Source organism: Tepidimonas sp., assembly GCF_046292505.1.
Classification (GTDB): domain Bacteria; phylum Pseudomonadota; class Gammaproteobacteria; order Burkholderiales; family Burkholderiaceae_C; genus Tepidimonas.
Genome location: NZ_JBKBQX010000002.1, coordinates 15,600 through 37,683 on the forward strand (window position 1 = coordinate 15,600; position 22,084 = coordinate 37,683).

The window sequence follows — 22,084 nt, forward strand, 5'->3', positions numbered from 1 at the left end:
CGTTGCCCGTTCAGGCGCCGCTGGCATGGGCTTGGCGCAGCCGCTCGCTGACCATGCGGTAGGCCCCTACCCCCACCAGACGCTGGGCATCGACCGGCAGCACATACGAGGTCTTGGCCCGGATATCGCCCGTGACGGGGTTGACGATGGTGTAGTCCACCCAGCCGCCGCCCCGCTCGATGCGATACCACGCATCTCGCAGCAGGCGTTCGGCATCCAACCCGGGCGCCGCCGACAACGGCGTGCCGGCCTTGGCGGGGTCGGCCGAGTGCACGCGGTAGATGCCGTCGCGGTCGAAGACGAACACATACAGATCACGGTCCACCCACTGCGCCGGCTGGGTGTGGAAGTCCCGCTCCGCTTGGGCATAGCCCACGCGCTGGATGTGCGCCAACGCGCGTTGGGCCATCGCCTTAGCCTCGTCTGCGGTGCCCAGCCGCAGGCGGATGTTGCCCACCGCGTCGGCCATGTCCTGCGCCCGCTCGATCAGCCGCCGCGAACGGTGCTGCGTACGCTCCACCAGCGCCGAATTTTCGGCGGTCACGGCATCCAAGTCGCCCACGGCGGTGACCACTTCGCCCAGTGCCGTGCTTTGCCGCTCGCTGGCGTGGGCGATCTGGTCCATGCGGGTGGAGACCTCGCGGATGCGCCCGAGCAGTTCGTGCATCACCGCGTTGACCTCGCCGATGGCGTGCACCGACGCGCCGACGCGCTGGCGCGAGGCCTCGATCAGACCGCGCACCTCGTTCGCGGCGGTCTGGCTGCGCTGTGCCAGCGAGCGCACTTCGCTGGCCACGACGGCAAAGCCGCGGCCGGCCTCGCCGGCGCGCGCCGCCTCCACCGCCGCATTGAGCGCCAGGATATTGGTCTGGAAGGCGATGGCGTCGATGGTGCCGATGATCTCGCTCATGCGCGTCGAGGTGGCCTGCAGCGTGTCCATCTCGGCCACGGTGCGATCCATGACCTCGCCCGCGTGGTCGGTTTGTTCTTGCAGCGAACGCGTGGACTGGCTGACCTCCTGGGCGGTCTGTGCGTTGAGCCGCACCATGTCTCCCACGCTGCGCACGGCGCTGGTGGTCTCTTCCAGGCTGGCGGCCTGCGCCTGCGTGCGGTCGGCCAGGTGGTTGCTGTCCTCGACCAGGGACGATCCCACGTCCGTGACCATCGCCGATGCGCTGCGCACTTCCGCCACCAAATCCGACAGCTTGCCCAGCATCGCCTCGAAGGTGCGGCCGATGCGGGCCATTTCGTCATGGCCATCGACACTGACGTGGGTGGTCAGATCGCCATGGGCCGCTTGCTCCATGGTGCGTGACAGGTTATGCAGGCTGTTCAGCGTGGCCCAGCTGAATGCCGCGATGCCGTACACCAGCAACCCCATGCCCAGGATGCTGGCGACGCTAACCACCAAGCCCTGCTGTAACAGCCCCGCTTGCCGCTTGGCGAGCAAGGCGTCCAGACGGTCGATCGCCTCCCGCTGGGTGGTGCGAATGGCGGTCAGGGCTTGCGTGCCGCTGGTGTACACCTCATTGGGGTCGCCTTCTGGGGCTGTGGCGCCGTAGATCACGGCGATGGCCGTGGCGAAGGTGGTGGTGGCGCTTTCAGCGTCGGTCCAGCTCGCTGGTGGCTCCTCGTCCTGAAGCTGCAGCGACCGCATGCGCTGCTGCACCCCGCGCAAGTGGCTCTCGACGGCCTGGGTGAGGCCCAGAATCCGGGCATCGTCCACCGAGGTGCCGTCGTCACCGGCCAGCAGGCCACTGGCATCGCCGCGCAAGGTGCTGACGCTGTCGGCCAGCTTGGGCAATCGGGTGACGGTCAGATCCATCAGGAAGTAGGTGTGCGCCTGTGGGTCGAGCAACAGGCCGGACACTTCGCCGATGCGGTCCATCACGTCGAGCACGGCCTGCACCGCCTTGCCATTGCGCTCGAAGGTGGCGGCGCGGTCCGCCGGCGGGGCCGCAGCGAGGGCGCGCTCCACCGTCGGCTGAGCGCGATCCCACCCCCAGTCGGGGTTGGCCGCCGCGAGCGGCTGCAGTTGGGCCAGCGCCGCCCGCAGCGCAGAGGCCGCCGCGTCGCGCGACTGGGCTGCCCCGGGGTGCCCATCGGCCGCATGACGGTGGGCGGCGTCGCGCAAATCTTGTAGGTGGTCGGCCACGGTGCTTAGCGCCCGTATCCCCTCCAAACCCGCGCGCTCGCCCGCGGTGTAGCGCCAATCCGACCAGATGTCGTGCAGCAGCATCGAGCCGATCAGCAGCGAAGGAATCAACAGCACCAGCGCCAGCCCCATGAGCTTGAGGCGCATGGGCAGTCGCCGCATCAACATCACCCCGGGGCGCAGCAGCCACGGCGGGGTGGAGATGGGGTCGGCAGGCAAACCAGACATGGCGGAAATCCCCGGGGGTGTCAGGCAGGTGACCGCGGGATTGTGCCGCAGCCGCTGTGCCCCTCAGCGCCGCTGGCCCAATTGCGCGCGGGCCGTTCGCAGCCGCTCGTCCAGATAGGGGCCGTAAAAGTCCGCCACGCCGATGCCCTCGAGCCGTTCGGCCAGCTCGCGCCCGCGCTCGTCCAAAAACAGCACGGTCGGCGCCACGCGCACGCGCCAGGCTCGGGCCTGGTCATAGCCCGTGGTGGAGCGCCCTTGCAGATCCAGCAAGGGTGTGCGGCGGTCCAGCATGTCGATCTGCACGGCGTGAATGTCGCCGCGCTGCAGCATGGGCCCCAGGTAGTGGTTGCGCACCACCTCGCAAAATGCGCAGCCCGCCAGCGTCACCATCACCACGAGCGGCTCTTTCCGTGCGACGGCCGTCTGGGCCGCCGTCTGCAACGACGCCGGCACCGGCAATGCGGCGGCGGGGCGGGGCGCGGTGGTGGCGGGTGTACTCATGGCGCGTCAGGGGCTGCGGTACGATGCTCGGCATGGCATTGTGCCCCGCTTTTCTTCGTCCCGCCATCGCCCGTCTGCCGGGTGCCGTGGTGGCGCTGCTGATGGCCCTGCTGGGATCGGGGTGCAGTCCGGCGCTCGACTGGCGCACCGTGCGGCAGGAGGCCACCCCGGTGACGGCCGTGCTGCCCTGCAAGCCTGAGCGCGCCACGCGCGACGTGCCCTTGCGCGGCCCGCAACAGCCGCCGGTGACCCTGCACATGCTGAGTTGCGAAGCGGCGGGCCACACCTTCGCCGTGGCGGCGGTGCGCCTGCCCGACGCCTGGCCTGCGGGCGAGGGGCCTGCCGGTTGGATCGACGACTGGCAGCGCGCCAGTTGGGCCACCCTGCAACTGCAGCCGGGGCCGGACGGGGCCCCGCCCGGCTGGGTTGCCGTGCCGTGTGTCACGCGCGCGGCCGCGGTGCAGCGCTGCTGGCGCGGTCCCGGGCGCACCCCCACCGGCGCTTCGGTACAAGCGGAGTTGCACTGGGCCGGCGACGGCCGTTGGTTGGCCCAGGTGGCGCTCTACGGGCCCGGTCTGTCGCCCGACGCCCACGAAACCTATTTCGGGGGACTTGCCCTGCGCTGATCGGGCGGATAATTTTTACTGTGAACGCCATCCTCGTCATCGCCCACGCACCCCTGGCCTCCGCGTTGCGGCAGTGCGTGCTGCACGTCTTTCCGGACGCGCACCAGGTCGTCGATGCGTTGGATGTGCCCCCGCATCAGGCCCCGGAGGAGACGCTGGCCCAGGCCCGCCAGATGATGGCCCTGCACGGCGCGGACGATACCCTGGTGCTGACCGACATCTTTGGCGCGACACCCTGCAACATCGCCACGCAATTGCTCGATGGCGCCCACACCCGCCTGGTCACGGGGGTCAACCTGCCCATGCTGCTGCGCGCCGTCACGTACCGCCACGAGCCCATCGACACTCTGGTGTCGCGTGCCACGCTGGGGGGCACCCAGGGCGTCATGCCGCTGGCCCCCACCGCGCCGCAGAATCAATTCCGCAGGCCTTCCCATGATCCAACGCACCGTGACCATCAGCAATAAGCTCGGGCTGCACGCCCGCGCCTCGGCCAAACTCACCAAGCTGGCTGGGGGATTTGCGTGCGACGTGTGGCTCAGTCGCAACGGCCGGCGCGTCAACGCCAAAAGCATCATGGGGGTGATGATGCTGGCCGCCGGTTTGGGCGCCACGGTGGATATCGAGACCGACGGCCCCGACGAACAGGCGGCCATGGACGCCATCGTCGCCCTCATCGACGACAAATTCGGGGAGGGCGAATGACCTTCACGCTGCACGGGCAGGCCGTCTCGCGCGGCGTGGCGATCGGCCGGGCGGTGCTGGTCGCCTCCAGCCGCCTGGATGTGGCGCACTACTTCATTGCGCCCGATCAGGCCGACGCGGAATTGGCCCGCCTGCGGCGGGCCCGGGACGTCGTCGCCGAGGAAATCGCCCGCCTGCGCCAGGGCCTGGTGCACGACGGGGTGGAGGCCCATACCGAACTGGCCGCCCTGCTGGAGGTGCACCTGATGCTGTTGCAGGACGAGCACCTGCAAGACGGCGTCAAGCACTGGGTGATCGAGCGCCACTACAACGCCGAATGGGCGCTGACCGCGCAGCTCGAGCTGGTGGCCAAGCAGTTCGACGAGATGGAGGACCCCTACCTGCGCGAGCGCAAGGCGGATCTCGAGCAGGTGGTCGAGCGCATGTTGCGCGTCATGCGTGGGGTGGCCTCGCCCGTGACGGCCGCGCCCGCCCCCGGGGTGGAGACGCAGCCGCTCGTGTTGGTGGCGCACGACCTCGCCCCGGCGGATATGCTGCAGTTCAAGCAGAGCGTCTTTGCCGGTTTCGTCACCGATGTGGGCGGCAAGACCAGCCACACCGCCATCGTCGCGCGCAGCCTGGACATCCCGGCGGTGGTGGGGGCGCGCAACGCCAGCCAGCTCGTTCGGCAGGACGACTGGGTCATCGTCGATGGCGACGCGGGCGTGCTCATCGTCAATCCCACGCCCATGGTGCTGGCCGAGTACGGCTACAAGCAGCGCCAGGGGGTCATCGAGCGCGAGCGGCTCGCGCGCATCAAGAACACCCCGGCCGTCACGTTGGATGGCGAGCGCATCGAGCTGCTGGCCAACATCGAGCAGCCGGAGGACACCTTGCCGGCCCTGTCCGTGGGGGCGGTCGGCGTCGGGCTGTTCCGCACGGAGTTCCTGTTTATGGGCCGCGGCGGCCAGCTGCCGGACGAGGAGGAGCAGTACGACGCCTACCGTCGCGCCGTCGAGGGCATGCACGGCTTGCCGGTGACCATCCGCACCGTCGACGTGGGCGCCGACAAGCCGCTGGACCACCATCGGCGCGACGAGCACCTCAACCCCGCGCTGGGGCTGCGGGCGATCCGCTGGAGCCTGGCCGAGCCGGCCATGTTTCTGACCCAGTTGCGCGCCATCCTGCGGGCGGCCGCGCACGGCAAGGTCAACGTCCTGATCCCGATGCTGGCCCACTTGGGCGAGATCCGCCAGGTGCAGGCCATGCTGGCCAAGGCGCGCGAGCAGCTCGACCGGCGCGGGGCGGTCTATGGCCCCGTGCGCCTGGGGGCCATGATCGAGGTGCCGGCCGCCGCGCTGGCGGTGCGGCTGTTCGTGCGCCACTTCGATTACCTGTCCATCGGCACCAACGACCTGATCCAGTACGCTCTGGCCATCGACCGGGTGGACGAATCGGTGGCCCATCTGTACGACCCCCTGCACCCGGCCGTCCTGCGCATGGTGGCCGACACCATCGCCGCCTGCCGCGAGGCGGGCAAGCCCGTCAGCGTCTGCGGGGAGATGGCCGGCGACGTCACCATGACCCGTCTGTTGCTGGGGCTGGGCTTGCGCAGCTTTTCCATGCATCCGACGCAAATCCTGGCCGTCAAGCAACAGGTGCTGCGCAGCGACACCCGCAAGCTGCGCGCCTGGGCGCAAAATGTCATCGCCAGCGACGAGCCGGCCCTGCTGCTGGCCGATTGAACGGCGCTATACTCATTTGACCTTGCCCCTGTTTCGTGGAGCTCTTAACCCCCGGCGCACGCGGCATCGTTGCGCTGTGCCTCGTGCCAGCGTTGCTCGAACTGCATCGGGCTGAGATCGCCTAGCGACGAATGCAGCCGACGGTGATGGTAGCAAGCCACCCAGTCCAGCACCGCCCGCCGGGCCTGCTGGAACTCATGGCTGCAGTATGGGCTGCCCCGGTCGCTGTGGAAGATCAGCCCAGGCGGCGGACGGCGGCGCCAGCATGCCATGGCCAGGGCACCCTGGACCAAGCCCGTGTGCATGGGTTCCTGCAGGCTCCAGCCCACCACCTGGCGAGCCAAGTGGTCGATGACCGCAGCCAGGTACAGCCAGCCCTCGTCGTTGGCGATGGAGGAGATGTCGCCGCTGCAGAGCCGATTGGGTGCCTCGGGGGTAAAAGCGCCGCTGCACCAGGTCGGGCGCCATGCGAAGGCGCGCTACCTCCGCCCGCAGCCGGGCGATCTCCATCTGCTTGGGCGAGACCCGATCGGCTTTGTCTGTGCCGTCCAAACCACCGAGTGCACCTTTGGCGGCCAGCCGCACCCAGTTGCCCAGGCTAGTTTGAACTCCCGCGTGTGCTGCGCACGCACCTGCTTGTCTCTCATCGCTTCTGTCCTTGTCGACATTTTCAACAAGGGCTAAGCACTCTCCTTTGCAGGGGCAAGGTCAGAGTTGTGCCCGTTCGAAACTCCGCTGCTGTTCGAGATCGACAAGGCCAAGGCCTTGGCCGAGGCGCCCGCGGCGGCTCCGGCCCCGGCGGCCGCTCCCGCCGCGCCGCAGCGGTGAAACGCCGGGCGTTGATTCCCGGGGCGTGGGCGTCAGACGCCCACGCCAGCCGCGTGGGCTTGCCGGTCGGCATGGTAGCTGCTGCGCACCATGGCCCCCACGGCCGCGTGGGTGAAGCCCATCGCGTAGGCCTGGGTCTCGAACATCTTGAACGTGTCCGGGTGCACATAGCGCCGCACCGGCAGGTGGTGGCTGCTGGGGGCCAGATACTGGCCGATCGTCAGCATGTCGATGCCGTGCGCGCGCATGTCGCGCATGACGTCCAGGATTTCCTCGTCCGTCTCGCCCAGGCCGACCATCAGCCCGCTCTTGGTCGGCACGTGGGGGAACAGCGCCTTGAATTTTTTGAGCAGGTTGAGGCTGAACGCGTAATCCGAGCCGGGGCGCGCCTGCTTGTAGAGTCGTGGCACCGTCTCCAGGTTGTGGTTCATCACATCCGGCGGGGCGGCCTTGAGGATTTCCAGCGCCCGATCGTCGCGACCGCGGAAGTCGGGCACCAGGATTTCGATGCGGGTGGCAGGTGAGAGCGCGCGCACGCGCTGGATGCAGGCGACGAAATGCCCCGCCCCGCCGTCGCGCAGGTCGTCGCGGTCCACGCTGGTGATGACGACGTACTGCAACTTGAGCGCGGCGATGGTGCGCGCCAGGTTTTCGGGCTCGTCGGGGTCGAGCGGGTCCGGGCGGCCATGGCCCACGTCGCAGAACGGGCAGCGCCGGGTGCACTTGTCGCCCATGATCATGAACGTCGCCGTGCCCTTGCCAAAGCACTCGCCGATGTTGGGGCAGGACGCCTCTTCGCACACGGTCACCAGTTTGTTGGCGCGCAGGATGTCCTTGATCTCGTAAAACCGTGTGCTGGGGCTGCCGGCCTTGACCCGAATCCAGTCCGGTTTCTTGAGCGCGGGGGCGGACTCGACCTTGATGGGGATGCGGGCGGTTTTGGCCGCGCTCTTTTGCTTGGCGGTCGGGTCGTAGCCGGCGGTCGGGGGCGTGGAGGTTTCGGCGTTCATCGGGAGTCCTGGCCGCGAAGGAGCGGCGTCGGTGGCGGTGTCGTTGACAGCGTCATGGGCGGCGTTGGGCAGCGTCATGGGCGGCGTTGGGCAGCGTCATAGGCGGGGTGCGAGCAACCGCAGGAGCTGCTGCGCCAGCTCGGCGCGCACAGCGGACAATGGCGCATCGACGCCGATGGTAGCAAGGTCCACCGTGCGCAGGCCGGCATAGCCGCAGGGGTTGATACGGGAAAAGGGGCTCAGGTCCATCGCGACGTTGAGTGCCACCCCGTGATAGGTGCAATGTCGGTGCACCTTGATGCCGAGGGCGCTGATCTTGCCCAGTCCGGCGAACGGGTCGCCGCCCGGGCGCGGCCCCGCCAGCGCGGCATGCGCATGGGGGTCGTCCAATCGCACATAGATGCCGGGAGCCCCGGCCACCCGGTGCCCGGTGATGCCCCAAGCGGCCAGCGTGCGGATGACGGCTTCCTCCAGCCGGTACACATACTCTTTGACGAAGTAGCCGGCGCGGCGCAGGTCGATCAGCGGGTAGGCCACCACCTGGCCGGGGCCGTGGTAGGTGACCTGACCGCCGCGGTTGGTGGCCACGACCGGAATGTCGCCCGGATGCAACAGATGCTCCGCGTGGCCCGCCAGCCCCTGGGTGAAGACGGGGGGGTGTTCGCAGAGCCAGATTTCGTCCGGGGTGTGCGGCCCGCGCCCTTCGGTGAAGGCGCGCATGGCCGCGTAGATGGCGTCATATTCCGCCCGCCCCAGATCGCGCAGGACCGCGCTCACAGCACCACCCGCACCATCGGGTGGGTGGTCAGCGTGCGGTAGAGCTCGTCGAGCTGCTCGCGCGATGTCACCCGCACCGTGATGGTCAGACCCAGGTAGCGGCCGCCGCGGCTGACGCGCTGCTCGACGCCCGCTTCGTCGAAGTCGGGGTCGAACTGGCGCGCAACGTGCGCCACGGCGCTGACGAAGCCGTCGACGTGCGCGCCCATCACCTTGATCGGGAAGCGGCACGGAAACTGAAGCAGGGGTGGGACGTCGGACATGCGCAACGGAACGATAATTGGGGTTTATCCATATAATAAAGAGCTTTGCCAGCGTGGCCAAAAGCAGCGCAGGCGCCACGTTCGCTGTCAGGCGTGCGTCATTCGAGGTGTCGATAATCGCAGGTTTGGTGGTGTCAGCAGACCGGTCCGCTCCTCCCGCTGCATCCCGGCCGTCGTCGGTGGTGGCGCCTCCTCGTCCGCAGTTGGTCGAGGGGGCCGAAGGCACCGAAGGGCGATGGCCCGATGACGAGGCAATTGAGGGCGATGCCGCCGAATTCAAGCCCCTGACGCCCGAAGAGGCGCGTCTGTGGCGGCAGCGGCATCCGGCGCTGTCCGTGTGGCGCGTCGTGGCGTGGCAAGCGGCGCTGGCGTTGCTGGTGTCGGCGGTGACGGCCATAGGGGTCTTCGTCGCGGGCGATGGGCGTTGGTTCCTCGTGGCCTCGGTGGCGTATGGCGCGCTGTGCGCCGTGCTGCCGTCGGCGGTCATGGCCTGGGGGATGACGTCGAGCGCGCTGGCGCGTTGGCTGAGCGCGGCATTCCCCGGGGTGGCGCGGGCGTCGCTGGCGGGTTGGTTGTGGTGGGAAGGGGTCAAGGTGCTGCTGGTGCTGGCGATGCTGGCGTCGGCGCCGCGCTGGATCCCGGATCTGAGCTGGCTGGGCCTCGTGGTCGGGCTGGTGGTGGTCCTCAAGTCGTACTGGCTGGCGTGGATCGTGCGGCCGGCGGCACGGGACCGATCGGTTTGTTCAAGAACGGGAATGGGTTGACGAATGGCAGCTGAAGGACAAGGACCGACCGCAGGTGAGTACATCCGGCATCACCTGATGCACCTGACCAACAAGAAGCAGGAATTCATCGTCGACTTTTCGGTGATCAACATCGACTCGGTGGTGTTTTCCGTGCTGATGGGGCTGCTGGGCGTGTGGCTGCTGTGGCTGGGGGCGCGTCGTGCCACGGCGGGTGTGCCGGGGCGCTTTCAGGCCGCCGTCGAGATCCTGGTCGAGATGGTCGAAACCCAGGCCAAGGGTGTGATCCACAACGCCGCCAGCCGCAAGGTCATCGCGCCGATGGCGTTGACCGTGTTCGTGTGGATCTTCTTCATGAACGCCATGGACCTGCTGCCGGTGGATCTGCTGCCGGCGCTGTGGCACTCGGCGGGGCCTGCGCTGGGCTTCAAGGACTATCTGCGCGTCGTGCCGACGGCCGACCTCTCGACGACCCTGGGTCTGTCGGTGTCGGTGCTGCTGATGTGTCTGTTCTACAACATCAAGATCAAGGGCTTGGGCGGTTGGACGCACGAGCTGGTGACGGCACCGTTTGGCACCAGCAAGAACCCGTTCTGGGCGCTGCTGTTGGGCGTGGTGAACTTCCTGATGCAAATGATCGAGTTCGTGGCGAAGACCGTCTCCCACGGCATGCGGTTGTTTGGCAACATGTTCGCGGGTGAGTTGGTCTTCATGCTGATCGCGCTGCTCGGCGGTTTCGCCGCGCTGTCGTTCAGCGGCGGACTGCTCTTCGTCGGGCACCTGATCGCCGGTACGGTGTGGGCCATCTTCCACATCCTGGTGATCACCCTGCAGGCGTTCATTTTCATGATGCTGGCCCTGATCTACCTGGGGCAGGCACATGATGCGCACTGAGTTCGTTTCCCCCTAAACCTTCCTCTCAACCTCAAAAGGAAACCATCATGGAAAATATTCTGGGTCTCGTTGCTCTGGCTTGCGGCATCATCGTCGGTCTGGGCGCCATCGGCGCGTCGATCGGCATCGCCCTCATGGGTGGCAAGTTCCTCGAGTCGTCCGCTCGTCAGCCCGAGCTGATGAACGACCTGCAGACCAAGATGTTCATTCTGGCCGGTCTGATCGACGCGGCCTTCCTGATCGGCGTGGCCATCGCGCTGCTGTTCGCGTTCGCCAACCCCTTCGCGATCTGATCGTCCTGCGGTGAGGAAGGGTGCGCCCGGGTCAGCCCGGGCGCACGCCGATCGAACCCGGCTCCCTCTCGCTCCACCCCCGCACACATTCAGAAAGGCGTTGCGATGAACATCAATGCAACCCTCTTTGCGCAGGCCATCGTCTTCGCGATCCTGGTGTGGTTCACGATGAAGTTCGTGTGGCCGCCGATCGCCAAGGCGCTGGATGAGCGTGCGCAGAAGATTTCCGAAGGTCTGGCCGCCGCAGAGAAGGCCAAGACCGAGCTCGCCGTGGCCAACAAGCGTGTCGAGGACGCGCTGGTGCAGTCGCGCAACGAATCCGCCGCCCGCCTGGCCGACGCCGAGCGCCGTGCGCAGGCCATGATCGAAGAGGCCAAGGCCCGCGCCGCCGAGGAAGCCGCCAAGATCATCGCCGCTGCCAAAGCCGAGGCCGAGCAGCAGGCCGTGCAGGCCCGCGAAGCCCTGCGCGAGCAGGTGGCCGTGCTCGCCGTCAAGGGCGCCGAGCAGATTCTGCAGCGCGAGGTCAACGCCGGCGTGCATGCCGAGCTGCTGCAGCGGCTCAAGACCGAACTCTAATTTCCGAACCGCGCGTCCGAAGGTTGAACCATGGCCGAACTTGCCACCATTGCACGACCCTACGCCGAAGCGCTGTTCAAGGCCGCCGCAGCGCAGGCGGCCGATGCCAGCGAATGGCTGGACGAGCTTGCCGCGATTGCCGGCCAGGAGCAGCTTCAGGCCTTTGCGGCCGATCCCAAGGTCCGCGCCGAGCAGGTGTTCGACGTCATCACCGGGGTGATGAAGACGTCGTTGCCGGAGATCGGTCGCAACTTCCTGCGCACCGTCATCGACAACGACCGTGTGGCGGCTCTGCCCGAGATCGCGCGCCAGTTCCGCGAGCTGGTCAATGCGCAGCGGGGCGTGGCCGATGCCACCGTGGAGAGCGCCTTCCCGATCGAGACGGCCCAGCTCGCCGATCTGCAGGGCGTCCTTGAAAAGCGTTTTGGCCGCCAGTTGCGCCTGCAGGTGCAGCTGCGCCCCGAACTGATTGGCGGCGTGCGCGTGGTGGTGGGCGACGAGGTGCTGGACACCTCGGTCAAGGCCCGTCTGGAACAAATGCGTGTGGCGCTGACGGCCTGACGGCTGGCCCCAACGCCCTGTCGAACATCCGAAAAGGAAAGCGTCATGCAACTCAATCCCGCTGAAATCTCCGAACTGATCAAGTCCCGCATCGAGGGGCTGGCCCCGTCGGCCGACGTGCGCAACCAGGGCACCGTGGTGTCGGTGACCGACGGCATCGTGCGCATCCACGGCCTGTCGGATGCGATGCAGGGCGAAATGCTCGAATTCCCCGCCGGCAAGGACGGGCAGCCGACGTTCGGTCTGGCGCTCAACCTGGAGCGCGACTCGGTCGGCGCCGTGATTCTGGGCGAGTACGAGCACATCTCCGAAGGCGACACGGTCAAGTGCACCGGCCGCATTCTGGAAGTGCCGGTGGGTCCCGAGCTGATCGGCCGTGTGGTCGATGCGCTGGGCCGCCCGATCGACGGCAAGGGCCCGATCAACGCCAAGCTGACCGACGTGGTCGAAAAGGTCGCCCCGGGCGTGATCGCGCGCAAGAGCGTGGACCAGCCGGTGCAGACGGGTCTGAAGGCCATCGACTCGATGGTGCCGATTGGCCGCGGCCAGCGCGAGCTGATCATCGGTGACCGCCAGACCGGCAAGACCGCGGTGGCCATCGACACCATCATCAACCAAAAGGGCCAGAACATGGTCTGTATCTACGTCGCCATCGGTCAGAAGGCGTCGTCGATCAAGAGCGTGGTGCGGGCCCTGGAGCAGCACGGGGCGATGGACTACACCATCGTCGTGGCGGCTTCCGCTTCCGAGTCGGCGGCGATGCAGTTCCTGGCGCCGTACTCCGGCTGCACGATGGGCGAGTACTTCCGCGACCGCGGTCAGGACGCGCTCATCATCTACGACGACCTGTCCAAGCAGGCCGTGGCCTACCGCCAAGTGTCGCTGCTGCTGCGCCGCCCGCCGGGGCGCGAGGCTTTCCCGGGCGACATCTTCTACCTGCACAGCCGCCTGCTGGAGCGTGCCGCGCGCGTCAATGCCGACTACGTCGAGGCCTTCACCAAGGGCGAGGTCAAGGGCAAGACCGGCTCGCTGACCGCGCTGCCGATCATCGAGACGCAAGCCGGTGACGTCTCGGCGTTCGTGCCGACGAACGTGATCTCGATCACCGACGGTCAGATCTTCCTGGAAACCAACCTGTTCAACTCGGGCATCCGCCCCGCGATCAACGCCGGTATCTCGGTGTCGCGCGTCGGTGGTGCGGCGCAGACCAAGCTGATCAAGAGCCTGTCGGGCGGTATTCGGACCGACTTGGCGCAGTACCGCGAGCTGGCGGCGTTCGCGCAGTTCGCTTCCGACCTCGACGAGGCGACCCGCAAGCAGCTCGACCGCGGTGCGCGCGTGACCGAGCTGCTCAAGCAGCCGCAGTACAGCCCGCTGCCGATCAGCCTGATGGCCGCGTCGCTGTATGCCGCCAACAAGGGCTATCTGGACGACATCGACGTCAAGAAGGTGCTGCCTTTCGAGAGCGGTCTGCACGCCTACCTGAAGGACAAGCACGCGGCGTTGCTGTCGAAGCTCGAGACGCAGAAGGCCATGGACAAGGACGCCGAGGCCGAACTCGACGCCGCCATCCGCGCCTTCAAGCAGACCGGCACCTACTGATCGGCCCGGCAGCGGACCGTTCCAAGGAGCAGCGATGGCAGCAGGCAAGGAAATACGCGGCAAGATCAAGTCGGTGGAAAACACCAAGAAGATCACCAAGGCCATGGAGATGGTCGCCGCCTCCAAGATGCGCAAGGCGCAGGAGCGCATGCGCACGGCCCGGCCGTACAGCGAGAAGGTGCGCCAGATTGCGGCGAACCTGAGCCGTGCCAACCCGGAGTACGTGCACCCCTTCATGGTGGCCCACCCCGATGCGACCGTCAGCGGGATGATCGTGGTGACCACCGACAAGGGCCTGTGCGGCGGCCTCAACACCAACCTGCTGCGCGCGGTGACCAACCAGTTCCGCGAGCTGCAGGGGCAGGGCAAAACGGCGCAGGTGGTCGCGATCGGCAACAAGGGCTTCGGTTTCATGAACCGCATCGGCGCCCAGGTCGTCTCGCACGTCACCGGGCTGGGCGACACCCCCCATCTGGAGCGCCTGATCGGACCGGTCAAGGTGCTGCTCGATGCGTATGCCGAGGGCAAGCTCAACGCGGTGTACCTGTGCTACACGAAGTTCATCAACACGATGAAGCAGGAGCCGGTGGTGCAGCAACTGCTGCCGCTGTCGGCGCAGGATCTGGAGCAGGGTGACGCGGGCTACGACTGGGACTACATCTACGAGCCCGACGCCCCCACCGTGATCGACGAGCTGCTCGTGCGCTACGTGGAGTCGCAGGTCTACCAGGCCGTGGCCGAGAACATGGCGTCCGAGCAGTCGGCGCGCATGGTGGCCATGAAGGCCGCCACGGACAACGCCGGCAACCTGATCAACGAGCTCAAGCTGGTCTACAACAAGACGCGTCAGGCCGGCATCACCAAGGAGCTGTCCGAAATCGTCGCCGGCGCTGCCGCCGTCTGACGTCGCCGGGTTCTCGTCTATCTTTCATCGACAAGGTTTCAATCATGGCTCAAGTTCAAGGCAAGATCGTTCAGTGCATCGGCGCCGTGGTGGACGTGGAATTCCCGCGTGACCAAATGCCCAAGGTGTATGACGCGCTGAAGATGGAGGGGTCGCCCCTGACGCTGGAAGTGCAGCAGCAGCTCGGCGACGGCGTCGTGCGCACCATTGCGCTGGGTTCGTCCGACGGCCTGCGCCGCGGCATGACCGTCTACAACACCAACGCCCCGATCACCGTGCCGGTGGGCAAAGCGACGCTGGGCCGCATCATGGATGTGCTGGGCAACCCGATCGACGAGCGCGGCCCGATCGATCAGTCGCTGACCAGCTCCATCCACCGCAAGGCGCCGGCCTACGACGAGCTGTCGCCCTCCACCGAGCTGCTGGAGACCGGCATCAAGGTGATCGACCTGATCTGCCCGTTCGCCAAGGGCGGCAAGGTCGGTCTGTTCGGCGGCGCCGGCGTGGGCAAGACCGTCAACATGATGGAGCTGATCAACAACATCGCCAAGGCGCACTCGGGCCTGTCGGTGTTTGCCGGTGTGGGTGAGCGCACCCGCGAGGGCAACGACTTCTACCACGAGATGATGGAGTCCAAGGTCGTCGTCGCCGACAACCTGAGCGAGTCGAAGGTGTCGATGGTGTACGGCCAGATGAACGAGCCGCCGGGCAACCGTCTGCGCGTGGCGCTGACCGGCCTGACGATTGCCGAGTCGTTCCGCGACGAGGGCCGCGACGTGCTGTTCTTCGTGGACAACATCTACCGCTACACGCTGGCCGGTACCGAGGTGTCGGCGCTGCTGGGCCGCATGCCCTCCGCCGTGGGTTACCAGCCCACGCTGGCCGAGGAGATGGGCAAGCTGCAGGAGCGCATCACGTCGACCAAGGTCGGCTCGATCACCTCGATCCAGGCCGTCTACGTGCCCGCGGACGACCTGACCGACCCGTCGCCGGCGACCACCTTCGCGCACCTGGACGCCACCGTGGTGCTGTCGCGCGACATCGCGGCGCTGGGTATTTATCCCGCGGTGGACCCGCTGGACTCCACCAGCCGCCAGGTAGACCCCAACATCGTGGGCGAAGAGCACTACAACACCACCCGCGCGGTGCAGGCCGTGCTGCAGCGCTACAAGGAACTGCGCGACATCATCGCGATTCTGGGGATGGACGAACTGTCGCCGGAAGACAAGCTGGCCGTCGCGCGCGCGCGCAAGATCCAGCGCTTCCTGTCGCAGCCCTTCCATGTGGCCGAGGTGTTCACCGGCGCGCCGGGCAAATACGTGCCGCTGAAGGAGACCATCCGCGGCTTCAAGATGATCGTCAACGGCGAGTGCGACCACCTGCCCGAGCAGGCGTTCTACATGGTCGGCACGATCGACGACGCCTTCGAGAAGGCCAAGAAGCTGGCCGGCTGATGCCCGACCCCCGAAGCGCCTGCGGCGCCTCCCCCTCGAGGGGGCGCCTCCGGTGGTCCGGCATAGCCGGTTCGGTGGCGGCCCCAGACAGCCCGCGTCGCGCAAAGGAGATCTGAGATGAGTACCATTCAAGTGGAGGTCGTGAGCGCCGAGGAGTCCATCTTCAGCGGCCCCGCCAAGTTTGTGGCCCTGCCGGGCGAAGCCGGTGAACTGGGCATTCTGCCCGGCCACGTGCCGCTGATCACCCGCATCAAGCCCGGTGCTGTGCGCATCGAAAAGGCGGATGGGGAGGAGGAGTTCGTCTTCGTGGCCGGTGGCATCCTCGAGGTGCAGCCCAAGGTGGTGACGGTGCTCTCGGACACGGCCATCCGTGGCAAGGATCTGGACGAGGCCAAAGCCAGCGAAGCGCGCAAGGCGGCCGAAGAGGCGCTCAAAAACGCCAAGAGCGAGGTGGATCTGGCCAAGGCGCAGTCAGAGCTGGCCGTCATGGCCGCCCAGATCGCGGCCCTGCGCAAATTCCGCCAGAAGCGCTGAGTCGCGTTGGCCCCGGTACCGGCCGCCGCGGCGGACGTCTGGCCGCGCCCCCCTGGTTGGCAGCGCAACGGGCATTGGCAGACCATCGGTGCGGCGCTGTGGGCGCGGCGCGGGGTGGCGGCCCCGTTGGGGTGGCAGCGCGAGCGCTGGAGCACGCCGGACGGCGACTTCATCGATGTCGACCACATCGTCCCGCCCGGGGCGGTGGCCCTGCTGGTGCTGTTTCACGGGCTGGAGGGTTCGTCGGCCAGCCACTATGCGCAGGCGTTTGCCGCCGAGGCCCAGCGCCGTGGCTGGGCGATCGCCGTGCCGCATTTTCGTGGGTGCTCAGGCGAGCCCAACCATGCGCCGCGCGCCTACCACTCGGGGGATTTCGAGGAAATCGCCTGGATGCTCGCGCGCGTGGCGCAGCGCTGGCCCGACTGGCCTCGGGTCGCGGTGGGGGTGTCGCTGGGGGGCAATGCGCTGTTGCGTTGGTTGCAGGAGGCTGGCGCGGGCGCCGCGGCGTCCGTACGGGCGGCGGCGGCCATCTCGGCACCGCTGGACCTGGCAGCGGCTGGGGCCGCCATCGATCGGGGCCTGAACCGCGTGCTGTATGCGCGCATGTTTTTGCGCACCATGCGGCGCAAGGCGCGGGAGAAGTGGGCGCGCTTTCCCGGCCTGTTCGATCTGGAGCGGGCGCTGGCGGCGCGGACGCTGCGCGCCTTCGACGATGCGTTTACCGCGCCGTTGCACGGGTTTCGCGGCGTGGAGGACTACTGGCGGCGCGCATCGAGCCGGCCTCACCTGTGCGCGGTGCGGGTGCCGACCCTGGTGCTCAATGCGCGCAACGATCCCTTTGTGCCCGCGTCGAGTCTGCCGGATGCGGCGGAAGCGGGATCGTACGTCCAACTGTGGCAGCCCGCCCGGGGCGGGCATGTGGGCTTTGCCGAGCCATCTGCCCCGTGGGACCTGCGTGGCGACGTCGCCGCGCTGCCGCGCCAGGTGATACCGTGGTTGACGGAGGCGGCGGGCTGGCCCGGGCGGTGACACAATCGCCCCACGCAGAGCAGAAAGAGGTCCCGACATGGACGACATCGTCAAGGCGGCGATGGCCAAGTGGCCGAACGTCCCCGATTGTTACGGCTGGCTGGGGCTGGATGCGCGCGGGCGCTGGTGGATGCGAGACGACCGGGCCCAGGCAGCCGGTCCGTTCGCGGGGGAAGGGGCCAATGCCGTCAGCCGGGGGGTGGAGCTGCGCCACGACAAGCTGATCGCCTTCATCGGCCGCAACTACGGGGTGGATGGGCAGGGGCAGTGGTTTTTTCAGAACGGGCCGCAGCGGGTGTATGTGGAGCTGGAGCTGACGCCGTGGGTGTGGCGCCTGGCGCCCGATGGCGGGGTGTTCAGCCACACGGGGGTGCCGGTGCGGGTGGGAGAGGCGTGGCTGGACGAGGCTGGGCGTCTGTACCTGGCGGGGGACGTGGGCCTCGGCGTGGTCCACACGCAGGACATGCACCTGGCGGCGGAGGCGGTGGAGGCGGGCCACTGGGCGCCCCAGCCCTGCCGAGCGGCGGAGTTGCCGGCGCGTTACGGCTTCGTGCCCAGCCCCGCGGCCGCGCGGCGGGCCAGCGCATCGAGCGCGAGCAGATAACCCTCGGGCCCGAAGCCGATGATGCTGCCCGCAGCCACCGGCGCCACCCACGAGTGGTGCCGGAAGGCCTCCCGGGCATGCACATTGGAGAGGTGGACTTCGATCACCGGCATGGGCGCGACACCCTTGATGGCGTCGTGCAGCGCGATCGAGGTGTGGGTGTAGGCGCCGGGGTTGAACACCACGCCGATGGCCTGACCTGCACGATGCAGCGCACCCCAGGCGTGGAGGTGATCGATCAACACCCCCTCGTGGTTGCTTTGCACCGTCTCGACGGTCAGCCCCAGGCGCGCGCCGTACTCGCGACAGCGGGCCTCCAGATCGGCCAGCGTGTCGGCCCCATACACACCGGGCTCGCGCGTGCCCAACAAGTTGAGGTTGGGGCCGTTGAGAACCAGGACGCGGGTCACGATGGGGCTGGCGATGGCGGTCCCGTCGTCGATGCCTTCGGGCGCTTACTTGGACTCGGCCGCGGGCGCCGCCGGCTCGGTGAAGTTGGCGCCCCCCTGGTTGGCCAGATAGGCCACGGCGCGGGCGATTTCGATGTCGCGGAAAGCACCGCCACCCTGAGCGCCCATCGCGCCCTTGCCCTTGAGGGCGGAGTTGACCAGCGCGTCGTACCCCTGGGCGATGCGCGGTGCCCACGCGGCCTTGTCGCCGTGTTTGGGGGCGCCGACCAGACCAGCCTCGTGGCACGCGGCGCACTGTGCCTTGTACACGTCAACCCCAGCAGCCAGCGGACGGTTGGCGTCGCGCAGCTCGACCGTGCCCACCTTTTGGATGCGCTGGGCCGTGGCCAGTTCGGGGTTGACCGCGCCGGCCTGGGGTTTGTCGGCCTTGGTCACGTAAAACACCAGCCCGATGATCAGGAATACCGGAACGACGAACGCGAAGAAGGCCGTCCACCACAGTTGCTTCGGGGTCTTGATCGGCCCGGTGTGATTGTCGTGCGCGTGCTCGCTCATGGTGTCCCTTTGGAGGCGTGTAGCGGGAATCCGGTTGCCCGTGGCGCGGGGCGCCATCCGGTGCATGCGGGGGTTGCCAAACCCGCGCATTATATCGAGGGGTTCCCTGGGGCTGGCCGCATGGTCGCCGCGCCAGCGCCGGGCTGATAGAATGCGCGTCTGGACTGCGGCTGTAGCTCAGTGGATAGAGTATCGGCCTCCGAAGCCGAGGGTCGTGGGTTCGATCCCCGCCAGCCGCGCCACCGCTCTGCTCCCCTCGACGAACGGCGGCGAAACCCCCTCCGTCCTGCAAAAATCGCCCCGATCAGGTCAGATCCCGTCATGCCCGAAGCCGTTTCCGGAACGGGCCGCTCATACGCTCAGCAGCAAAAAGCGCCGCTCCCATGGGCTGATGACGTCGAAGTATTTGCGGTATTCGGCCTCTTTGATGGCGGCGTAGGTGCGCAGAAAGTGTTCGCCGAACAGTTCGGCCAGCGGCTCGCAGGCCAGCAGGCGGTCGACGGCATCGTCCAGGTGCCGCGGCAACTGGTGGGGGTGTTCGTAGGCGCTGCCGGTGAGCGGCTCGGTGGGTTGCAGGCGCTCGCGCATGCCCAGGTAGCCGCAGGCCAGGCTGGCCGCGATGGCCAGATAGGGGTTGACGTCCACGCCGGCCAGGCGGTTTTCGACACGCCGCGCCTGCGGCGGCGAGTGCGGCACGCGCAGCCCGCAGGTGCGGTTGTCGTAACCCCAGCTTAGATTGATGGGGGCGGCGGTGTAGCGGGACAAACGCCGGTAGCTGTTGATGTAGGGCGCGAAAAAGGCCATCGCCGCAGGCAGGTAGGTCTGCAGGCCGCCGATGAAGTGCAAGAAGGCCGGGGACGGCGAGCCGTCGGCCTGGCTGAAGACGTTGTGCCCACTGGCGCGGTCGATGACGCTTTGGTGGATGTGCATGGCACTGCCCGGCTGCCCCTGCATGGGCTTGGCCATGAAGGTGGCGTACATGCGGTGGCGGATCGCCACTTCGCGCACGGTGCGCTTGAACAGGAACACCTGGTCGGCCAGAGCGAGCGGCTCGCCGTGGTCCAGATTGATTTCCATCTGGGCGGTGCCCATCTCGTGGATCAGGGTGTCGAGCTGCAGGCCCTGCGCTTCGCACCAGTCGTAGATGACGTCGAAGATGTCATCGTATTCGTTGACGGCGTCGATGGAAAAGCTCTGCATCCCGGCTTCGGTGCGGCGGGTGCGGCCGATCGGGGGTTTGAGGGGGATGTCCTCGTCGGGCTCGACCTCGACCAGGTAGAACTCCATCTCGGGCGCCACGATGGGCTGCAGGCCCTCGCGTTCGTAGAATGAGAGGATGCGGCGCAGCACGTTGCGCGGTGCCAGTTCGGCCGCGCTGCCGTCGAAGTGCACGCAGTCGTGGATGATCTGGGCGGTGGGCTCCTTGGCCCAGGGGACGATGCGCAGCGTCGATGGGTCGGGCAGCAGCCGCATGTCCGGGTCCGCGACGGGGGTGAAGTCCTGCTCCGGGTAGTCGCCGGTGACGGTCATGGTCAGCACGGCTTCGGGCAGGCGCAGGCCGACGGCGGGGTCGTATTTGTGGCGTGGCACGATCTTGCCGCGGGCCTGGCCGGTCATGTCCGGGATCAGGCACTCGACTTCGGTGATGCGGCGCTCGTCGAGCCACTGCTGGATGCGCTGGACGTCATCGTTCATGGGCGGAGAGGGTATCGGAGAGTGACCACCAGTATGCGGCGATGATGGCGCGGGCGTGGTGCCAGCCGCCGCGGCCGGGGCGGCTCCATTGCGCAGCGCCCGGCAGCGACAATCGTGGGCATATTGCGGGCATCGCGCCCGTGTCGTCTTTGGAGGGGTTTGGGCATGATCGGTTTGTCCGATATCGAAGCCGCAGCCGAGCGGCTGGCGGGCCAGGTGCTGGCCACGCCGTGCCTGGAGTCGCGTACCCTGTCGCAGATCACCGGGGCACAGGTTTTCCTCAAGTTCGAGAACCTGCAGTACACCGCCTCGTTCAAGGAGCGGGGGGCGTGCAACAAGCTGGCGCAGCTCACGCCGCAGGAGCGCGCGCGGGGCGTGATCGCCATGTCGGCTGGCAACCATGCACAGGGGGTGGCCTACCACGCCCAGCGCCTGGGGCTGCGCGCGGTGATCGTGATGCCGCGTTTCACCCCGGGAGTGAAGGTCGAGCGCACGCGCGGCTTTGGCGCCGAGGTGGTGCTGCACGGCGACACGCTGGAGGAGGCGCGCGCCCATGCCCGGACGTTGGCGGCCGAGCAGGGCCTGACCTTCGTGCACCCGTACGACGACGATGCCATCATCGCCGGCCAGGGGACGATCGGGCTGGAGATGCTGCGCGCCCAGCCCGATCTGGAGGTGCTGGCGATTGCCGTCGGCGGGGGCGGCCTGATCGGCGGCGTGGCCGTGGCGGCCAAGGCGATCAAGCCCGACATCGAGGTGATCGGCGTGCAGACGCGGCGCTTTCCGGCCATGGTCAATGCGGTGACCGGCAGCCACTGGCCGCAGGGCACGAACACGATTGCCGAGGGCATTGCCGTAGGCAGCCCCGGGGAGCACAACCTGGCCTTGGCGCGGCGCTATGTGGACGACTGGCTGTTGGTCGATGAGGAGGACATCGAGCAGGCCATCGTGATGCTGTTGGAGATCGAAAAGACCCTGGTCGAGGGGGCGGGGGCAGCCGGGCTGGCGGCGCTGCTGCGCCATCCGGCGCGGTTTGCGGGGCGCAAGGTGGGGCTGGTGCTGTGCGGCGGCAACATCGATCCGCTGCTGCTGGCTTCGATCATCGAGCGGGGCATGGTGCGCGCCGGGCGGCTGGTGCGGTTGGTGGTCAATACGCGCGATTTGCCGGGGCAACTGGCGCGCATCGCCGCAGTGGTGGCCGAGGCAGGGGCCAACATCGACCAGGTGCACCACCAGCGGGCCTTTACGCTGCTGGCCGCGCAAAGCGTGGAAATCGAGCTGGTGTTGCAGACGCGCGGGCCGCAGCATGTGGAGCAGGTGATGCAGGCCCTGCGCACCGCCGGCTACGAGGTGGCGCGCCACTGATGCGCGCGGAGGGTCGGGCGTCGGATCAGAGACCCCGCGGCTGCGGGC

24 protein-coding genes, 1 tRNA gene and 1 pseudogene are annotated in these 22,084 nt (G+C 67.8%); 17 read left to right on the plus strand and 9 right to left on the minus strand.

All coding sequences use genetic code 11. The annotated features are described in order from the left end of the window. Positions 1 to 10 precede the first annotated feature (10 nt). On the minus strand, positions 11 to 2,383 hold the full coding sequence (locus ACK4TH_RS01580; protein WP_409621701.1) for a methyl-accepting chemotaxis protein: 2,373 nt from the start codon (positions 2,381 to 2,383) through the stop codon (positions 11 to 13). Positions 2,384 to 2,446: 63 nt separating this feature from the next. After that, positions 2,447 to 2,884 carry a thioredoxin family protein gene (locus ACK4TH_RS01585; protein ID WP_409621704.1) on the minus strand — a complete coding sequence of 146 codons (438 nt, stop codon included), beginning with the start codon at positions 2,882 to 2,884 and terminating at the stop codon, positions 2,447 to 2,449. Positions 2,885 to 2,916: 32 nt separating this feature from the next. Here ACK4TH_RS01585 and ACK4TH_RS01590 point away from each other — a divergent pair, with 32 nt between their 5' ends. From ACK4TH_RS01590 to ptsP, 4 genes are read left to right on the plus strand one after another with little or no spacing between them, the layout of a single operon-like run. Next, positions 2,917 to 3,510 carry a hypothetical protein gene (locus tag ACK4TH_RS01590; protein ID WP_409621706.1) on the plus strand — a complete coding sequence of 198 codons (594 nt, stop codon included), beginning with the start codon at positions 2,917 to 2,919 and terminating at the stop codon, positions 3,508 to 3,510. Positions 3,511 to 3,530: 20 nt separating this feature from the next. Further along, positions 3,531 to 3,977 (plus strand): PTS sugar transporter subunit IIA, encoded by a 447-nt coding sequence (locus tag ACK4TH_RS01595; RefSeq protein WP_409621709.1) that lies wholly within the window; start codon positions 3,531 to 3,533, stop codon positions 3,975 to 3,977. Continuing rightward, complete coding sequence (locus ACK4TH_RS01600; protein WP_409621712.1) at positions 3,946 to 4,215, plus strand: HPr family phosphocarrier protein; 270 nt, start codon at positions 3,946 to 3,948, stop codon at positions 4,213 to 4,215. The genes ACK4TH_RS01595 and ACK4TH_RS01600 overlap by 32 nt, the downstream gene beginning before the upstream one ends. After that, positions 4,212 to 5,939 carry a phosphoenolpyruvate--protein phosphotransferase gene (ptsP, locus tag ACK4TH_RS01605; RefSeq protein ID WP_409621715.1) on the plus strand — a complete coding sequence of 576 codons (1,728 nt, stop codon included), beginning with the start codon at positions 4,212 to 4,214 and terminating at the stop codon, positions 5,937 to 5,939. Before ACK4TH_RS01600 ends, ptsP begins: the two co-directional genes overlap by 4 nt. 44 nt (positions 5,940 to 5,983) lie before the next feature. Here the strand turns inward: ptsP and ACK4TH_RS01610 are convergent. The 4 genes and pseudogenes from ACK4TH_RS01610 to ACK4TH_RS01625 form a co-directional block, all read right to left on the minus strand. Further along, positions 5,984 to 6,586: pseudogene (locus ACK4TH_RS01610) on the minus strand (DDE-type integrase/transposase/recombinase). Between the two features lie 213 nt (positions 6,587 to 6,799). Next, a complete protein-coding gene (lipA, locus tag ACK4TH_RS01615; RefSeq protein ID WP_409622099.1) occupies positions 6,800 to 7,777 on the minus strand; it encodes a lipoyl synthase in 978 nt (325 codons plus the stop codon). 96 nt (positions 7,778 to 7,873) lie between these two features. Then, a complete protein-coding gene (lipB, locus tag ACK4TH_RS01620; protein WP_409621718.1) occupies positions 7,874 to 8,554 on the minus strand; it encodes a lipoyl(octanoyl) transferase LipB in 681 nt (226 codons plus the stop codon). Beyond that, complete coding sequence (locus ACK4TH_RS01625; protein ID WP_409621721.1) at positions 8,551 to 8,817, minus strand: YbeD family protein; 267 nt, start codon at positions 8,815 to 8,817, stop codon at positions 8,551 to 8,553. Before ACK4TH_RS01625 ends, lipB begins: the two co-directional genes overlap by 4 nt. A gap of 182 nt (positions 8,818 to 8,999) precedes the next feature. Between ACK4TH_RS01625 and ACK4TH_RS01630 the strand changes: the two genes are divergently transcribed. From ACK4TH_RS01630 to ACK4TH_RS01680, 11 genes are all read left to right on the plus strand, one after another. Further along, positions 9,000 to 9,581 (plus strand): ATP synthase subunit I, encoded by a 582-nt coding sequence (locus ACK4TH_RS01630; RefSeq protein WP_409621724.1) that lies wholly within the window; start codon positions 9,000 to 9,002, stop codon positions 9,579 to 9,581. Between the two features lie 3 nt (positions 9,582 to 9,584). Beyond that, positions 9,585 to 10,454: a F0F1 ATP synthase subunit A gene (gene atpB, locus ACK4TH_RS01635; protein WP_409621727.1), complete on the plus strand. Its 870-nt coding sequence runs from the start codon at positions 9,585 to 9,587 to the stop codon at positions 10,452 to 10,454. A 47-nt stretch (positions 10,455 to 10,501) separates the two neighbouring features. Beyond that, entirely contained in the window at positions 10,502 to 10,747 is a 246-nt protein-coding gene (gene atpE, locus ACK4TH_RS01640; protein WP_043702567.1) for a F0F1 ATP synthase subunit C, read from the plus strand. Positions 10,748 to 10,852: 105 nt separating this feature from the next. Further along, positions 10,853 to 11,323, plus strand: a complete 471-nt coding sequence (locus ACK4TH_RS01645) for a F0F1 ATP synthase subunit B (protein WP_068607357.1) — start codon at positions 10,853 to 10,855, stop codon at positions 11,321 to 11,323. A 30-nt stretch (positions 11,324 to 11,353) separates the two neighbouring features. Further along, a complete protein-coding gene (locus ACK4TH_RS01650) occupies positions 11,354 to 11,884 on the plus strand; it encodes a F0F1 ATP synthase subunit delta (RefSeq protein ID WP_409621731.1) in 531 nt (176 codons plus the stop codon). 45 nt (positions 11,885 to 11,929) lie between these two features. Continuing rightward, positions 11,930 to 13,486, plus strand: coding sequence for a F0F1 ATP synthase subunit alpha (gene atpA / locus ACK4TH_RS01655; protein WP_409621734.1), 1,557 nt, complete (start codon positions 11,930 to 11,932; stop codon positions 13,484 to 13,486). Between the two features lie 34 nt (positions 13,487 to 13,520). After that, positions 13,521 to 14,390, plus strand: a complete 870-nt coding sequence (gene atpG / locus ACK4TH_RS01660; RefSeq protein ID WP_334165978.1) for a F0F1 ATP synthase subunit gamma — start codon at positions 13,521 to 13,523, stop codon at positions 14,388 to 14,390. A gap of 44 nt (positions 14,391 to 14,434) precedes the next feature. Next, on the plus strand, positions 14,435 to 15,844 hold the full coding sequence (gene atpD, locus ACK4TH_RS01665; protein WP_409621737.1) for a F0F1 ATP synthase subunit beta: 1,410 nt from the start codon (positions 14,435 to 14,437) through the stop codon (positions 15,842 to 15,844). Between the two features lie 117 nt (positions 15,845 to 15,961). Next, complete coding sequence (locus ACK4TH_RS01670; RefSeq protein ID WP_068607348.1) at positions 15,962 to 16,378, plus strand: F0F1 ATP synthase subunit epsilon; 417 nt, start codon at positions 15,962 to 15,964, stop codon at positions 16,376 to 16,378. A gap of 6 nt (positions 16,379 to 16,384) precedes the next feature. Then, positions 16,385 to 17,407 carry a YheT family hydrolase gene (locus tag ACK4TH_RS01675; RefSeq protein WP_409621741.1) on the plus strand — a complete coding sequence of 341 codons (1,023 nt, stop codon included), beginning with the start codon at positions 16,385 to 16,387 and terminating at the stop codon, positions 17,405 to 17,407. A gap of 37 nt (positions 17,408 to 17,444) precedes the next feature. Next, positions 17,445 to 18,011, plus strand: coding sequence for a DUF2946 family protein (locus ACK4TH_RS01680; protein WP_409621744.1), 567 nt, complete (start codon positions 17,445 to 17,447; stop codon positions 18,009 to 18,011). On the opposite strand, the gene aroQ is transcribed toward ACK4TH_RS01680, so the two are convergent. Beyond that, entirely contained in the window at positions 17,948 to 18,421 is a 474-nt protein-coding gene (aroQ, locus tag ACK4TH_RS01685) for a type II 3-dehydroquinate dehydratase (protein ID WP_409621747.1), read from the minus strand. The two genes, ACK4TH_RS01680 and aroQ, sit on opposite strands and share 64 nt — an antisense overlap. Positions 18,422 to 18,466: 45 nt before the next feature. Continuing rightward, complete coding sequence (locus ACK4TH_RS01690) at positions 18,467 to 18,976, minus strand: c-type cytochrome (RefSeq protein ID WP_409621750.1); 510 nt, start codon at positions 18,974 to 18,976, stop codon at positions 18,467 to 18,469. 166 nt (positions 18,977 to 19,142) lie between these two features. Here ACK4TH_RS01690 and ACK4TH_RS01695 point away from each other — a divergent pair. Beyond that, positions 19,143 to 19,218: transfer RNA gene (locus ACK4TH_RS01695), tRNA-Arg, on the plus strand. A 109-nt stretch (positions 19,219 to 19,327) separates the two neighbouring features. Here the strand turns inward: ACK4TH_RS01695 and ACK4TH_RS01700 are convergent. Next, positions 19,328 to 20,671, minus strand: a complete 1,344-nt coding sequence (locus tag ACK4TH_RS01700) for a glutamine synthetase family protein (protein WP_409621753.1) — start codon at positions 20,669 to 20,671, stop codon at positions 19,328 to 19,330. Between the two features lie 165 nt (positions 20,672 to 20,836). Here ACK4TH_RS01700 and ACK4TH_RS01705 point away from each other — a divergent pair, with 165 nt between their 5' ends. Then, entirely contained in the window at positions 20,837 to 22,036 is a 1,200-nt protein-coding gene (locus ACK4TH_RS01705; RefSeq protein ID WP_409621756.1) for a threonine ammonia-lyase, read from the plus strand. The last annotated feature ends 48 nt before the right edge of the window (positions 22,037 to 22,084 follow it).

Excerpts from the sequence above, each read along its gene's own strand:
- ACK4TH_RS01585 (WP_409621704.1), bottom strand. The coding sequence starts at position 2,884 with ATGAGTACACCCGCCACCACCGCGCCCCGCCCCGCCGCCGCATTGCCG.
- atpG (WP_334165978.1), top strand. The coding sequence starts at position 13,521 with ATGGCAGCAGGCAAGGAAATACGCGGCAAGATCAAGTCGGTGGAAAAC.
- ACK4TH_RS01600 (WP_409621712.1), top strand. The coding sequence starts at position 3,946 with ATGATCCAACGCACCGTGACCATCAGCAATAAGCTCGGGCTGCACGCC.
- ACK4TH_RS01705 (WP_409621756.1), top strand. The coding sequence starts at position 20,837 with ATGATCGGTTTGTCCGATATCGAAGCCGCAGCCGAGCGGCTGGCGGGC.
- ACK4TH_RS01580 (WP_409621701.1), bottom strand. The coding sequence starts at position 2,383 with ATGTCTGGTTTGCCTGCCGACCCCATCTCCACCCCGCCGTGGCTGCTG.
- atpE (WP_043702567.1), top strand. The coding sequence starts at position 10,502 with ATGGAAAATATTCTGGGTCTCGTTGCTCTGGCTTGCGGCATCATCGTC.
- ACK4TH_RS01680 (WP_409621744.1), top strand. The coding sequence starts at position 17,445 with ATGGACGACATCGTCAAGGCGGCGATGGCCAAGTGGCCGAACGTCCCC.
- ptsP (WP_409621715.1), top strand. The coding sequence starts at position 4,212 with ATGACCTTCACGCTGCACGGGCAGGCCGTCTCGCGCGGCGTGGCGATC.
- lipA (WP_409622099.1), bottom strand. The coding sequence starts at position 7,777 with ATGAACGCCGAAACCTCCACGCCCCCGACCGCCGGCTACGACCCGACC.
- ACK4TH_RS01670 (WP_068607348.1), top strand. The coding sequence starts at position 15,962 with ATGAGTACCATTCAAGTGGAGGTCGTGAGCGCCGAGGAGTCCATCTTC.
- atpD (WP_409621737.1), top strand. The coding sequence starts at position 14,435 with ATGGCTCAAGTTCAAGGCAAGATCGTTCAGTGCATCGGCGCCGTGGTG.
- ACK4TH_RS01700 (WP_409621753.1), bottom strand. The coding sequence starts at position 20,671 with ATGAACGATGACGTCCAGCGCATCCAGCAGTGGCTCGACGAGCGCCGC.
- ACK4TH_RS01645 (WP_068607357.1), top strand. The coding sequence starts at position 10,853 with ATGAACATCAATGCAACCCTCTTTGCGCAGGCCATCGTCTTCGCGATC.
- ACK4TH_RS01590 (WP_409621706.1), top strand. The coding sequence starts at position 2,917 with ATGGCATTGTGCCCCGCTTTTCTTCGTCCCGCCATCGCCCGTCTGCCG.
- ACK4TH_RS01650 (WP_409621731.1), top strand. The coding sequence starts at position 11,354 with ATGGCCGAACTTGCCACCATTGCACGACCCTACGCCGAAGCGCTGTTC.
- atpB (WP_409621727.1), top strand. The coding sequence starts at position 9,585 with ATGGCAGCTGAAGGACAAGGACCGACCGCAGGTGAGTACATCCGGCAT.
- ACK4TH_RS01690 (WP_409621750.1), bottom strand. The coding sequence starts at position 18,976 with ATGAGCGAGCACGCGCACGACAATCACACCGGGCCGATCAAGACCCCG.
- ACK4TH_RS01625 (WP_409621721.1), bottom strand. The coding sequence starts at position 8,817 with ATGTCCGACGTCCCACCCCTGCTTCAGTTTCCGTGCCGCTTCCCGATC.
- atpA (WP_409621734.1), top strand. The coding sequence starts at position 11,930 with ATGCAACTCAATCCCGCTGAAATCTCCGAACTGATCAAGTCCCGCATC.